We start from the raw sequence: 13554 nt of genomic DNA, 5'->3' as shown, positions 1-13554 counted from the left end.
AAACGAGGGAGACGGATCAGCGCTTCTTCGCGCAGTCTCCGCACAGGCCATAAAGCGACATGGCATGGTCCTGCAGGATCCAGCCCTTGTCCTTGGCGATCATCTGCTGGCGGCGTTCGATCTCGGCGTCGTAGAACTCCTCGACCTTGCCGCAGGAAGTGCAGATCAGGTGGTCGTGGTGCGTGCCTTCGTTCAGCTCGTAGACGGCCTTGCCGCTTTCGAAGTGGCTGCGCTCGAGGATGCCGGCCTGCTCGAACTGCGTCAGCACCCGGTAGACGGTGGCCAGGCCGATGTCGGAGTGTTCGTTCAGCAGCACGCGGAACACGTCTTCCGCCGTCATGTGCCGTTGGCTGCCGGTCTGGAAGATCTCGAGGATCTTCAGGCGCGGTAGAGTGGCCTTGAGGCCGGTGTTCTTCAGTTCGTCGATGTTGGCCATGTTGGTTCCTGCGCCCTGGGGCTGCGGCAAAAAGGCCCCGAAAAAGGCCAGCCGCTACAATGGCCGATCATATCGCTACCCCTTTTTCCTCCCATGCCTGCCATTCTCCAACGCCGTCCCTGGCTGCTGGTTGCTGCCGTTGCCGCAACGCTCTGCCTTGGTGCCTGCAGCGGTTTCAGCGATCGCACGCGTGGCGCGCTGGCTGCTGTAACTCCTTACAAAGTCGAAGTGGTGCAGGGCAATTTCGTGTCGAAGGAACAGGTCGCGGCGCTCAAGCCGGGCATGTCGCGCCAGCAGGTGCGTGAAATCCTCGGTACCTCGCTGCTGAACGACGTGTTCCACGCCAACCGCTGGGACTATGTGTTCACGATCCGCCGCCAGGGCGTCGACCCGCAGGAACGCCACCTGACAGTGTTCTTCAACGGCGAGCTCATGGACCGCTTCGAGGGCGACGAAATGCCCAGCGAAGAAGAATTCGTCGCCACGCTCGACACCCGTAAAAAATCGGGCAAGGTGCCGCCGCTCGAGGCCTCGGAAGACGAGCTCAAGAAATTCGCTCCTTCCAAGGATGAGAAAAAAGCCGGCACCGCCGCGGACACGTCGGCCTCCCTGCCGCCGTTGCCGGCCGCCTACCCCCCGCTCGAAGCCGCGCGCTGAGCGCAGCACAAGCAGCAGCGGGCGGCGCCCGCCCAGTCAGGCGGCGTCCGTCCCGTGTCCATGCATGCCATTGGCCGTTTCGAAATTTCGAAGACTGAATCCGCGTGACTGAATCCACCTCCACTCCTTCCAGTTCCACCGCCGCACCGCGCCGCGTGGCTATCGCCGGGGCCTCGGGCCGCATGGGCCACATGCTGATCGAGGCCGTGCGCAACGCGCCCGACCTGCGACTGGCCGGCGCACTCGACATCGCGGGCAGCCCGGCCCTCGGCACCGATGCCGGCGCCTTCCTGGGCTTCGACAGCGGCGTGCCCATCGTGTCCGACCTGCGTACCGGCCTGAAGGACGCGCAGGTGCTCATCGACTTCACCCGCCCCGAAGGCACGCTCGCGCACCTCGCGGCCTGCCGCGAACTCGGCGTGCAGGCCGTCATCGGCACCACCGGCTTCAGCGACGAGCAGAAGGCCGAGATTGCCGAGATCGCCAAAGACATCGCGATCATGATGGCGCCCAACATGAGCGTGGGCGTCAACGTCACCTTCAAGCTGCTCGAAATGGCGGCCAAGGCCATGTCGACGGGCTACGACATCGAAATCATCGAGGCGCACCATCGCCACAAGGTCGACGCGCCCTCGGGCACCGCGCTCAAGATGGGCGAAGTCATCGCCGATGCGCTGGGCCGCGACCTCAAGGACTGCGCCGTGTACGCCCGCGAAGGCATCACTGGCGAGCGCGACTCTTCCACCATCGGCTTCTCGGCCATCCGCGGCGGCGACATCGTGGGCGACCACACCGTGCTGTTCGCGGGCACCGGCGAGCGCATCGAGATCACCCACAAGTCGTCGAGCCGCACCACCTACGCCCAGGGCAGCCTGCGCGCGGTGCGCTTCCTGGCCGAACAGCGCGCCGGCCTGTTCGACATGTACGACGTGCTGGGCTTGCGCTAACCAAAAGGACCGCCGATGAGCGTGCTCGATCTGCTGACCCATGGCGACGGCGTCAGCCGTTCGGTGGCGGCGCTGCTGCTGGCGATGTCGATCGCAAGCTGGGTCATCATTCTCTGGAAGGCGTGGCTGTTGCGCGGCGGCACGCGCGACGTGCTGCGCAGCATCGCGGCGTTCTGGCAGTCGTCCACGCTGGCCGATGCCGAGCAGAAGCTCAAGGCATTCGACCGTGCGACGCTGGTGTCGCCCGCCGTGTCGGCCATCAAGAGCGTAGCCGCCGGTGCGCCGGCCGGCACGCTGGGCGCCACGGTCGACCGCAACCAGCGGCTCACGCGCGTGCTGCGCGACGCGCTGCACGGCGCGCTGCGCCGGCTGCAGGCGGGGCAGATTCTGCTTGCCACGGTCGGCGCCACAGCGCCCTTCGTCGGATTGCTGGGCACGGTCTGGGGCATCTACGGCGCGTTGACGGGCATTGCCGGCCAGACCGGCGGCTTCACCATCGACAAGGTGGCGGGCCCGGTGGGCGAGGCGCTGATCATGACGGCCTTCGGCCTGGCCGTGGCCATTCCGGCCGTGCTGGCCTACAACGTCTTCGGCCGCGTCATCGGTCGCATCGAAGCTGAGCTCGAAGGCTTCGCGCACGACCTGCTGGGCAGCTTCGGCGCTCCGCCAGAGCCAGCTGCGCCGCCGCCAGCGCGGCCGATGCCGGTCTGAGCACCCCACACCATGGCCTTCGGTCGCACTTCATTGGGTAGCAGCGCCGGCGGCGGTGGGCGTGCCATGGGAGCGGGCGCGCAGCGGCCGCTGTCCGACATCAACGTCACGCCGCTGGTCGACGTGATGCTGGTGCTGCTGGTGATCTTCATCATCACCGCGCCGCTGATGGCCAGCTCGATCAAGCTCGACCTGCCGCAGACCGACGCCGGCCAGCCCAACGACGCGCCCAAGTTCGTGAGCCTGTCCGTCGATGCCTCGGGCAAGGTTTTCCTGAACGACCAGTCCGTGACCGACGAAGAACTGGCCACCCGCCTCGAAAAGGCCGCCGCCGACAGCAAGGACACCGAAGTGCAACTGCGCGCCGACCAGACCGTACCCTACGGCAAGGTGGTGGCGCTGATGGGCATCGCGAACAAGGCCGGGCTGAGCCGCATCGGCTTCGTGACCGAGGCCGAGCCGCCGAAGAAGCCTGGAAGCTGACCGGTCAGCTGGTCATCAGCCCAGCACCACCGGCTTGGTGTGCCAGATCTCGTGCGCGTACTGCGCAATCGTGCGGTCCGACGAGAACGCCCCCATCCCCGCCACATTGAGAATCGCCATCCGCGTCCACGCATCCGAGTCGCGGTACAGCGCATCGACCTCGGCCTGCTTGGCCACGTAGCTCGCGTAATCGGCCAGCAGCAGATAGTGGTCGCCCCAGTTCACCAGTGCGTCGTAGATGCCTTGGTAGCGCGCCGGTTCGCCCGGTGAGAACGCGCCGTCGCGGATCGCGTCGAGCACGCGCTTGAGTTCGGCGTTCTCTTCGTAGATTTCGCGCGGCTGGTAGCCACGCGCGCGGATGTCGGCCACCTCGGGCGTGGTGTTGCCGAAGATGAAGATGTTCTCCGGCCCCACGTTCTCGCGCATTTCCACATTCGCACCGTCCAGCGTGCCGATGGTGAGCGCGCCGTTGAGCGCGAACTTCATGTTCCCTGTGCCCGAGGCCTCGGTGCCCGCCGTGGAAATCTGCTCCGACAGGTCGGCCGCCGGCATGATGATCTCGGCCAGGCTCACGCTGTAGTTCGGCAGGAATACCACCTTCAGCAGCTTGCCCACGCGCGGGTCGGCGTTGATGGTGCTCGCCACGTCGTTGACGAGCCGGATGACGAGCTTGGCCATTGCGTACGCCGAAGCCGCCTTGCCCGCGAACACCACCACGCGCGGCACGATGTCGACGGGGCCTCCCGCTGCCTGCGCGTCGAGGATGCGGTGGTAGCGCGCCACTACGTGCAGCACGTTGAGCAGTTGCCGCTTGTATTCGTGGATGCGCTTGACCTGCACGTCGAACATCGCGTCGGTGTCGATGTCGATCTTCAGGTGCTGCTCGACCCAGTTGGCCAGCCGCAGCTTGTTCTCGCGCTTGGCATGGCGAAAGGCGCGCGCGAAAGCCGGTTGCGCGGCCATGGGCTTGAGCGCCTCGAGCTGCGACAGGTCGCGCCGCCAGCCCTTGCCGATGCGCTGATCGAGCAGCGCCGCCAGCGGCGGGTTGGCCTGCGCCAGCCAGCGGCGCGGCGTGACGCCGTTGGTCTTGTTGTTGAAGCGCTCGGGAAAGATCTTCGCGAAGTCCGAGAAGATCGACTGCTTCATCAGCTCCGAGTGCAGCCCCGACACGCCGTTGATCGAGTGGCTCGCCAGCACCGCCACGTAGGCCATGCGCACGCGCCGCTCGCCGGCTTCATCGACCAGCGACAGCCTGCGCATCAACTCCACGTCGTTGCCGACCTTCTGCGTCACGGTGGCGAGAAACTTCGCGTTGATGTCGTAGATGATCTGCAGGTGCCGCGGCAGGATGCGCCCCAGCATCTCCACCGGCCAGGTCTCCAGCGCCTCGTGCATCAGCGTGTGGTTGGTGTAGCTGAACACTTTCTGCGTGTGCGCCCAGGCCACGTCCCACGCAAGGCCGTGTTCGTCGAGCAAGAGCCGCATGAGCTCGGGCACCGCCAGCACCGGGTGCGTGTCGTTCAGGTGGATGCTGACCTTCTCCGACAACTGGTCGAAGGTCTTGTGGTTGCGCAGGTAGCGGCGCAGCAGGTCTTGCACGCTCGCGCTGCAGAAAAAATACTCCTGGTGCAGCCGCAACTCGCGGCCCGAGGGCGTGGAGTCGTCGGGGTAGAGCACGCGCGAGACGTTCTCCGACTGGTTCTTGCTCTCCACCGCGCCCATGTAGTTGCCGCGGTTGAAGGCCGAGAGGTCGATTTCCTCGGTGGCGCGCGCCGACCACAGCCGCAGCGTGTTGGTGGCCTGCGTGCCGTAGCCCGGAATGATGGTGTCGTAGGCCACGGCCAGCACGTCGTGCGTGTCGACCCAGTCGGCTGCGCCGTAGGGGGCATTGGTGCCCTCGCGCTTCTGAACGTGGCCGCCGAAGCGCACGCGGTAGTTCACCTCTGGCCGCTGGAACTCCCACGGGTTGCCGCGCGTGAGCCAGTAGTCGGGCGTCTCGACCTGTTGGCCATCGACGATGCGCTGGCGGAACATGCCGTATTCGTAGCGGATGCCGTAGCCCATGCCCGGCACGCCGAGCGTGGCCATCGAGTCGAGAAAGCAGGCCGCGAGCCGGCCCAGGCCGCCGTTGCCCAGCGCTGCGTCGGGCTCGCGCTCGGCCAGCGCGTCCATGTCGACGCCGAAGTCGGCCAGCGCTTCGCGCACCGTGTCGTAGAGGTCCACGGCCAAGAGCGCATTGGTGAAGGTGCGCCCGATCAGGAACTCCATCGACAGGTAGTAGACGCGCTTCAGGTCCTGCGCGTAGTTGGCGCGCGTGGTCATCATCCAGCGCTCGACCAGCTGGTCGCGCACGGCCTGCGAGGTGGCGTTGAGCCAGTCGTCCTGGCTGGCGGCGACCGGGTCCTTGCCGACCGCGTAGATCAGCTTGTTGGCCACCGCGCGCTTGAAGGCCGCGACGTCGCGGTCGGGGTGGTCATAGGCGAAGTCTTTGATCGTCATGGGCGCCCTTGTTGCGTGGAAGTTGTTGTGGTGGTCAGGCACGCGGCTGTTCGAGCGCCTGCCGGTAGACATCGATGTACTGCGCGGCTGCAGTGGCCCAGTCGGCCGGCCGCCGCATGGCGTTGCCGCGCACGCGCCGCCAGTCGGGTGCACGCTCGTAAAGCGCGAAGGCGCGGCGCACGGCGCGCTCGTAGTCGGCGACCTCGAAGCTGTCGAACACGAAGCCCGTGGCCTCGCCGCTGGCCATGTCTTCGAGCGAGCTGTCGACCACCGTGTCGGCCAGCCCGCCGACGCGGCGCACCAGCGGCAGGCTGCCGTACTTGAGGCCGTACATCTGCGTGAGGCCGCAGGGCTCGAAGAGCGAGGGCACCAGCGTCACGTCGCCCGCGCCGAACATCTGGTGTGCCAGCGTCTCGTTGTAGCCGATGGTGACGCCGACCGATTGCGGCGCCGCCGCCGCGCGCTGCCGGAAGGCTTCCTCCAGCCAGGTCTCGCCGCTGCCCAGCAGCGCCAGCTGGCCGCCCTGGGCGAGCAGCGCATCGAGCCCGCCCAGCACCAGATGCAGGCCCTTCTGCTCGGTGAGCCGGCTCACGAGGATGAAGAGCGGCGCATCCGGCCGCTCGGCCAGCCCCAGCTGATGCTGCAGCACCGACTTGCAGCGCGCCTTGCCGGCCATGTGGCGGCCTTCGGGCGTGTGATAGCCCTGAACCAGCGCGGCGTCGCTCGCCGGGTTCCAGACCTTGTCGTCGACCGCGTTGAGGATGCCGCTGAGAACCCCGCTGCGCTGGCGCAGCAGGCCGTCGAGTCCGCAGCCCTGCTCGGGCGTCTGGATTTCGAGCGCGTAGGTCGGGCTGACCGTGGTGAGCCGGTCGGCGAAATACAGGCCGCCCTTCATGAACGAGACCTGGCCGTGGTATTCGAGCCCGTTCATCTGGAACGCGGAGCCGGGCAAGCCGAGCTCGGTGAAGTTCCAGGGCGCGAAGATGCCCTGGTAGGCCAGGTTGTGCACGGTGAAGACGCTGCCTACGTGCGGGCCGCCGGCCTGCCGCGCGAAGTGCAGGTAGGCCGGCGCGAGCGCGGCGTGCCAGTCGTGCGCGTGCACGACCTCGGGCTGCCACTGCGGATCGAGCCCTTGCGCCAGCTGCGCCGCGGCCCAGCTGAGCAGGGCGAACCGGCGGTGGTTGTCGCCGTAGGGCTGGCGCGAGGTGTCTTCGTAAGGATTGCCGGGCCGGCCGTAGAGCGCCGGCGCGTCGATCACGTAGGCCGGGATGCCGGGCGCCCCGTCGATGTCGATGTGCCCGAGGCGCAACCCGAAGCGCTCGCCCCAGGGCGCGTTGAAACCGTCCACGGGCGCCAGGTCGCGCACGCCCGCCACGATGGCCGGAAAGCCCGGCAGCAGCACGCGCGCGTCCTCGCCTTCGGCCATGAGCGCCAGGGGCAGGGCGCCGGCAATGTCCGCCAGGCCGCCGGTCTTGAGGAGGGGAAAGAGTTCGGCGCTGACCTGGAGGATTCGCATCGTGGGGCGTTGTGGCCTCAGGCGGTCAGTCGTTTGAGCATCTCGCGCGTGACCAGCACCACGCCGTTCTCGGTACGCTCGAAGCGGGCGGCGTCGGCCGCGGCATCTTCGCCGATCACCATGTCGTCGGGTATGACGCAGGCGCGGTCGATCACCACCCGGTTGAGCCGGGCGCCGCGGCCGACTTCCACGTCGGGCAGCAGCACGGCCTCGTTGATTTCGCAGAAGGAATGGATGCGCACCCCCGAGAACAGCACCGAGCTGCTGACCTTGGAGCCCGAGACGATGCAGCCGCCCGACACGATGGTGTTGACCGTCATGCCGTGCTGGCCGTGCCGGTCGAGCACGAACTTGGCCGGTGGCAGTTGCCGCTGGTAAGTCCAGATGGGCCAGTCCGTGTCATAGATGTCGAGCTCCGGGGTGATGGAGGCCAGATCGAGGTTGGCTGCCCAGAATGCATCAATCGTGCCCACGTCGCGCCAGTAGGCCTTGGCGTCGGGTCCGCGCGAGGCCCGCGTGACGCACGACATGCCGAAAGGATGGGCCAGCGCGCGGCCCTGGGCCACGGCGCGGGGAATGATGTCCTTGCCGAAATCGTGGCTCGAATCGGGGTTGACGCTGTCTTCTTCGAGCAGCTGGTAGAGGTATTCGGAGTCGAACACGTAGATGCCCATGCTCGCCAGCGCCACGTCGGGGTGGCCGGGCATGGCGGGCGGGTCGGCGGGTTTTTCCAGGAAGGCCGTGATCTGGCGGCCGTCGTCGATGGCCATCACGCCGAAGGCCGTGGCTTCCATGCGCGGCACCTCGATGCAGCCGACAGTGCAGCCCAGGCCGTGCTCGGCATGGTCTTTCACCATGATCGAGTAGTCCATCTTGTAGATGTGGTCGCCGGCAAGTACCACCACGTAGTCGTGCTTGGTGGAGCGGGTCTGGATGATGTCCAGGTTCTGGAACACCGCATCGGCCGTGCCGCGGTACCAGTGCTCGTCGCCTACGCGCTGCTGCGCGGGCAGCACGTCGACCATCTCGTTGAGCTCGGCGCGCAAGAAGCTCCAGCCGCGCTGCAGGTGGCGCATGAGCGAGTGCGACTTGTACTGCGTGACCACCGCCATGCGCCGTATGCCCGAGTTCAGGCAGTTGGACAGCGCGAAGTCGATGATGCGGAACTTGCCGCCGAAGTACACGGCCGGCTTGGCGCGTCGGTCGGTCAGCTGCTTGAGGCGGGAGCCGCGCCCGCCGGCCAGCACCAGGGCTATGGTGCGGCGTACCAGTTGATGGGCCTGCAGCTCCTGCTGCGGGTGCGCTTGCGGTGTGAGGTTGTCCATCCTGTGTCTCCGTTCGTTCGATCGTTCGCTTGTTGGAATTCGTCGTCAGAGTTTCTGCATCGAGACTAGCACCGCGCCGCGCGCCTGGCTCCTACGTTCTTGCAATCCCGATGCTCGAAAAAGGCACTTGTGCCGTGTCGCCGAGCGATTGGCCCACCTCGCCCGGGTCGTGCCCGGGATCGGTAGAAAGGCTCAGACGCCACGTACCCGCGGGCAGCGTGAAGGACACGGTCTGCGGGCCTGCGTTTACCATCACCAGCCACGCGCTGCTGTTGTCGTCGGTGCCATCGCCGAAGAGGATTGCAAGGGCCGTGCCCGTGCTGTTCCAGTCGGCGGGCGTCATCGATTCGCCGTCGGGGCGCAGCCAGCGGATGCCCGGTGGCGTGCCCTGCGGCGCTTCGGCCGGCCACCAGCGAGTGCTGCGCAGGGCCGGCGCCTCGCGGCGCAGGGCGGCAAGGCGCGCCACGAAGGCGCTCATGCGGGCCGCGTCGCTGCCGGGGGCGGACGCGCCTATCCATGCAAGCCAGGTGGTTTCGTTGTCCTGGCAGTAGGCGTTGTTGTTGCCCTGCTGGCTGTGGCCAAGTTCGTCGCCGGCCAGCAGCATGGGCGTGCCCTGGGACAGCATCAGCGTGGCGAGCAGCGCGCGCTGCAGGCGGGTGCGCAATGCCAGCACGGCGGGGTCGTCGCTCGGGCCCTCGACGCCGCAGTTGTTGCTCATGTTGTGGCCGTGGCCGTCGTGGTTGTTCTCGCCGTTGGCGAGGTTGTGGCGCTCGTTGTAGCTCACGAGGTCGCGCAGCGTAAAGCCATCGTGCGCGGTGACGAAGTTGACGCTCGCGGTCGGCGCGCGGCCGTTGTGCGCAAACTGGGTGCTGGAGGCCGTGAAGCGATGGGCGAAGTCGCCGAGGCTTGCCTTGTCGTCGTGGACCTGCCGCAGCCAGAAGCCGCGCTGCGTGTCGCGGTAGCGGTCGTTCCATTCGAGCCAGCCGGGCGGGAACTCGCCGAGGCGGTAGCCGCCGGGGCCGATGTCCCAGGGCTCGGCGATGAGCAGCGTGCGCGAGAGCACCGGGTCTTGGGCGATGGCGGCGAAGAAGGGCGCGCGCGCATCGAACCCCCGTTGTGCATCGCGCCCGAGCACCGGCGCGAGATCGAAGCGGAAGCCGTCCACGCCCATCTCGCAGGCCCAGAAGCGCAGGCTGTCCATCACCAGTTGCAGCACGCGCGGCTCGCCGAGGTTGAGGCAGTTGCCGCAGCCGGTCCAGTTCTCGTAGAGGGCGCGGTCGTCGGGGCGCAGGTGGTAGTACAGCGCGTTGTCGATGCCGCGCAGCGAGAGCGTGGGGCCGAGTTCATCGGTTTCGGCGCTGTGGTTGTAGACGACGTCGATCACCAGTTCCATGCCGCGCGCGTGGATGGCGTCGGCCATGGCGCGGAATTCGCCGGCGGGGGTGGTGCCGGGGCGGCCGCTCCAGTAGCGGGCTTCGGGGGCGAACCAGCCGATGGTGGTGTAGCCCCAGTAGTTGCTCAGGCCCATGCGCAGCAGGCGCTGTTCGTCGGCTCGGTGCTGGACGGGCATGAGGCTCAGGGTTGTGATGCCCAGGGCCTGGAGGTGGTCGAGTACGGCGGGTTCCGCCAGGCCGGCGTAGGTGCCTCTCAGGGCTGCGGGGATGGCGGGGTGGAGCTTTGTCTGGCCTTTGACGTGCAGTTCGTAGAGGACGCGGTCGCCTACCGCGATGCGCGCGTGGCCTGGGGTGGCTGCTGGTGCCGGATTGGGTGCAGTTACCCGGGCTTTGAGGGCTACTGCGGCGTTGTCTCGGGTGTCTCTCTTGTCTGGATTCGCTGGGGCGTGGCCAAGGAAGATGTCGCTGCCGTCGTAGCTGCCTACGATCTCTCGGGCGTAGGGGTCGAGCAGTAGCTTGGCTGGGTTGAAGCGGGTTCCCTCGTGAGGGGACCAAGGGCCGTGGACTCGGTAGCCGTAGACCAGGCCTGGAGTTGCGCTGGGGAGGTGGCCGTGCCAGATGCCGTCTGTTTGCGCTGGTAGTTTGAGGCGTTGTTGTTCGTTCTTGCCTGTGCTGTCGAAGATGCACAGCTCTACTGCTTCTGCTGTTGGGGCTGCCAGGGCGAAGTTGACGCCTTGTGGTGAAGACGTTGCGCCCAAGGGGAAGGGGTTACCTGCGCTCAGCATTTGGCTGGCCTTTGGATGGGTTTGCTTTCCGAGGCCGGGTCTCGCCCCGGCGGGCGACCTACTTTTCTTTGCTTCGCCAAAGAAAAGTAGGCAAAAGAAAGGCGACCCCACTGTCTGCGACCCCTTCGCTGTGCGAAGGGGCAACCTGCGGTGCTCGCGTTTCGCGGGGTCTCGCCCAAACTCGCTTCGCTCAGACAAGGGCGAGCCCTGATCCGCGAAACGCTGCGCTCCTCGGCGCAGCCAGAGGGGCTTGGAGACAACTCGGGCCTTTGCTTCGCTCGGCCACCATGCCACCGCAGGCGCTGCGCGCCTGCGGTGGTTGGTATTGGCTGTTGGTATTGGATGTTCGGCCGAGCGAAGCGATGGCCTGCTGGGTTCCCCAATCCCTTCTGGCTGCGCCGAGGAGCGCAGACGTAGGAGGGATCAGGGCCGCAGCTGTTTGAGCGAAGCGAGTTCTGCGGACCCCCTCCGGAGTTGAGCACCGCAGGTTGCCCGTAGCGAAGCGAAGGGACGCAGACAGTAGGGTCGCCTTTTCTGTGCTTACTTTCTTTTGGCGAAGCAAAAGAAAGTGAGTCGGCCGCCGGGCCGAGACCCGGCCTCGGAAAGCAAACCAGACCCAGGCAACTCAAGCCAACACCCACATCACAGTAGCCAACGGAGGCACGCTGATCGAGATCGAATCCACCTTCCCATGCCAGGCAACAGGAGCACTTTCGACAACCCCATTGCCAACCCCACTCCCCCCATAAACAGCCCCATCCGTATTGATGACCTCCCGGTAGGAACCCGAAACAGGCACCCCCAACCGATACCCATGCCGAGGCACAGGCGTGAAGTTGCAAACAGCCACAACAAACGCCCCATCCCGCCCCCGCCGTACGAACGCGAATACAGACTGATCCGCATCGTCATGCACGATCCACTCGAACCCCGCCCCGTCATGGTCAAGCTCGTGCAACGCAGGAAAGTGCCGATACACGTTGTTCAAGTCGCGCACCAGCCGCCGCACTCCTTGATGAGAGGCATGCTCCAGCAGATGCCAGTCCAGGCCGCGGTCCGCATTCCACTCCGCGTACTGCGCAAACTCCCCGCCCATGAACAGCAACTTCTTCCCCGGATACGCCCAGAGATAGCCGTACAGGTTGCGCAGGCCGGCAAACCTCTGCCACTCGTCCCCGGGCATGCGCCCGATCAGCGATCCCTTCCCATGCACCACTTCGTCATGCGACAGCGGCAGCACGAAGTTCTCGCTGTGCGCGTACATCAGCCCGAAGGTGATCTGCTGGTGATGGTGCTTGCGGTAGACCGGGTCGGTGCCCGCATACGACAGCGTGTCGTTCATCCACCCCATGTTCCACTTGTAGTGAAACCCCAGCCCGCCGTCTTCAGGCGGGCGGGTCACGCCGGGGAAGCTCGTCGACTCCTCGGCCAGCGTCACCGCGCCCGGCCGCTCGACACCCACCACGCGGTTCATGCGCCGCAGGAAGTCGATGGCCTCCAGGTTCTCGCGTCCGCCGAGCACGTTCGGCACCCACTCGCCGGCCTTGCGGCTGTAGTCGCGGTACAGCATCGAAGCCACCGCATCCACGCGCAGGCCGTCCACGCCGTAGCGCTCCAGCCAGTACAGCGCATTGCCGACCAGGTAGTTGCGCACCTCCGTGCGGGCGTAGTTGAAGATCAGCGTCTGCCAGTCGTTGTGGAAGCCCTCGCGCGGGTCGGCGTACTCGTACAGCGCGGTGCCGTCGAAACGGCCGAGGCCGTGCGAATCGGTCGGAAAGTGCGCGGGCACCCAGTCGAGGATCACGCCCAGTCCGGCCGCGTGCGCGGCCTCGACGAAATGCCGGAAGTCGCCCGGCGTGCCGAAGCGCGAGGTCGGCGCGTACAGGCCGATCGGCTGGTAGCCCCATGAGCCATCGAAGGGGTGCTCGGTGATCGGCAGCAGCTCGATGTGCGTGAAGCCCAGGTCGCGCACGTAGGGCACCAGCGTGTCGGCCAGGTCGCGGTAGTCCAGCCATTCGTGGCCGTTCTTGCGGCGCCACGAGCCCAGGTGCACTTCGTAGATGCTGATCGGCGCGTGGCGCTCGTTCGCGGCGGCGCGGCCTTCGGGCATCTTCACCGGCGCGGGCAGGGGCTGCACCACGCAGGCCGTGTCGGGCCGCAGCTGCGAGGAAAACGCGAAGGGGTCGGCCTTGCGCAGCACCTCGCCCTGCGCCGACAGGATCTCGAACTCGTAGCTGTCGCCGACGGTCACGTGCGGCGCAAAGATCTCCCACACGCCGCACTCGCGGCGCAGTCGCATCATGTGGCGCCGGCCGTCCCAGTTGTTGAAGTTGCCGACCACCGACACGCGCCGCGCATTCGGCGCCCACACCGCGAAGGCCACGCCCTTCACGCCGTCCATCTCGCGCAGGTGCGCGCCCAGCCGCTCCCACGGCCGCAGGTGCGTGCCCTCGGCCAGCAGCCAAACATCGGTTTCGCCGAGCACGAACGGAAAGCGATACGGGTCTTCGAGCCGCGAGGTGTGCGCCTCCCAGTCGACCTGGAACGAATAGCCCATGCGGGCCTCGGCCGCCGGAACCAGTCCGCTGAACAGGTCCGAGCCTTCGTGCCGCGCGAGGATGGCCAGCGGCCAGCCGGTGCGCGAATGCACCACGGCCACGCGCTGCGCGCCGGGTAGCAGCGCGCGCACTTCCAGGCCCTCGGGCCTCTCGTGCGGGCCCAGCACGGAAAACGGATCGCCGTGCTCCGCGCGCATCAGCGCATGGACTTCGGACTCGGGCAGCGGCTTCAAGGGCATGGTG

The 13554-nt window shown here is 66.9% G+C and carries 10 protein-coding genes; 4 read left to right on the top strand and 6 right to left on the bottom strand.

Features of this window, described 5'->3' with window-relative positions; translation table 11 throughout:
• Positions 1-16 precede the first annotated feature (16 nt).
• Positions 17-436 (bottom strand): ferric iron uptake transcriptional regulator, encoded by a 420-nt coding sequence (fur, locus tag NWF24_RS29425; protein ID WP_019655576.1) that lies wholly within the window; start codon positions 434-436, stop codon positions 17-19.
• 93 nt (positions 437-529) lie between these two features.
• Between fur and NWF24_RS29420 the strand changes: the two genes are divergently transcribed.
• The 4 genes from NWF24_RS29420 (at position 530) to NWF24_RS29405 (ending at position 3234) form a co-directional block, all read left to right on the top strand.
• Entirely contained in the window at positions 530-1093 is a 564-nt protein-coding gene (locus NWF24_RS29420) for an outer membrane protein assembly factor BamE (protein ID WP_258351611.1), read from the top strand.
• 104 nt (positions 1094-1197) lie between these two features.
• On the top strand, positions 1198-2040 hold the full coding sequence (gene dapB / locus NWF24_RS29415; protein WP_258351610.1) for a 4-hydroxy-tetrahydrodipicolinate reductase: 843 nt from the start codon (positions 1198-1200) through the stop codon (positions 2038-2040).
• A gap of 15 nt (positions 2041-2055) precedes the next feature.
• Positions 2056-2751 carry a MotA/TolQ/ExbB proton channel family protein gene (locus tag NWF24_RS29410; protein WP_258351609.1) on the top strand — a complete coding sequence of 232 codons (696 nt, stop codon included), beginning with the start codon at positions 2056-2058 and terminating at the stop codon, positions 2749-2751.
• Between the two features lie 12 nt (positions 2752-2763).
• A complete protein-coding gene (locus NWF24_RS29405) occupies positions 2764-3234 on the top strand; it encodes an ExbD/TolR family protein (protein WP_258351608.1) in 471 nt (156 codons plus the stop codon).
• A 15-nt stretch (positions 3235-3249) separates the two neighbouring features.
• On the opposite strand, the gene NWF24_RS29400 is transcribed toward NWF24_RS29405, so the two are convergent.
• The 5 genes from NWF24_RS29400 to glgB all read right to left on the bottom strand — a co-directional run bounded on the left by NWF24_RS29400 (position 3250) and on the right by glgB (position 13550).
• Positions 3250-5733: a glycogen/starch/alpha-glucan phosphorylase gene (locus NWF24_RS29400; protein ID WP_258351607.1), complete on the bottom strand. Its 2484-nt coding sequence runs from the start codon at positions 5731-5733 to the stop codon at positions 3250-3252.
• Between the two features lie 34 nt (positions 5734-5767).
• The gene (glgA, locus tag NWF24_RS29395) at positions 5768-7249 is read right to left on the bottom strand and encodes a glycogen synthase GlgA (protein WP_258351606.1); all 1482 of its coding nucleotides are present in this window, start codon (positions 7247-7249) and stop codon (positions 5768-5770) included.
• A 17-nt stretch (positions 7250-7266) separates the two neighbouring features.
• Entirely contained in the window at positions 7267-8574 is a 1308-nt protein-coding gene (glgC, locus tag NWF24_RS29390) for a glucose-1-phosphate adenylyltransferase (RefSeq protein ID WP_258351605.1), read from the bottom strand.
• A 91-nt stretch (positions 8575-8665) separates the two neighbouring features.
• Positions 8666-10753, bottom strand: a complete 2088-nt coding sequence (glgX, locus tag NWF24_RS29385) for a glycogen debranching protein GlgX (RefSeq protein WP_258351604.1) — start codon at positions 10751-10753, stop codon at positions 8666-8668.
• A 625-nt stretch (positions 10754-11378) separates the two neighbouring features.
• Complete coding sequence (gene glgB, locus NWF24_RS29380) at positions 11379-13550, bottom strand: 1,4-alpha-glucan branching protein GlgB (RefSeq protein WP_258351603.1); 2172 nt, start codon at positions 13548-13550, stop codon at positions 11379-11381.
• Positions 13551-13554: the final 4 nt, after the last annotated feature.

Origin of the sequence: Variovorax paradoxus (assembly GCF_024734665.1) — a bacterium.
Classification (GTDB): Bacteria; Pseudomonadota; Gammaproteobacteria; order Burkholderiales; family Burkholderiaceae_C; genus Variovorax.
Note: the sequence above shows the minus strand (reverse complement) of the source record. Positions and strands in the feature narration are given on the sequence as shown.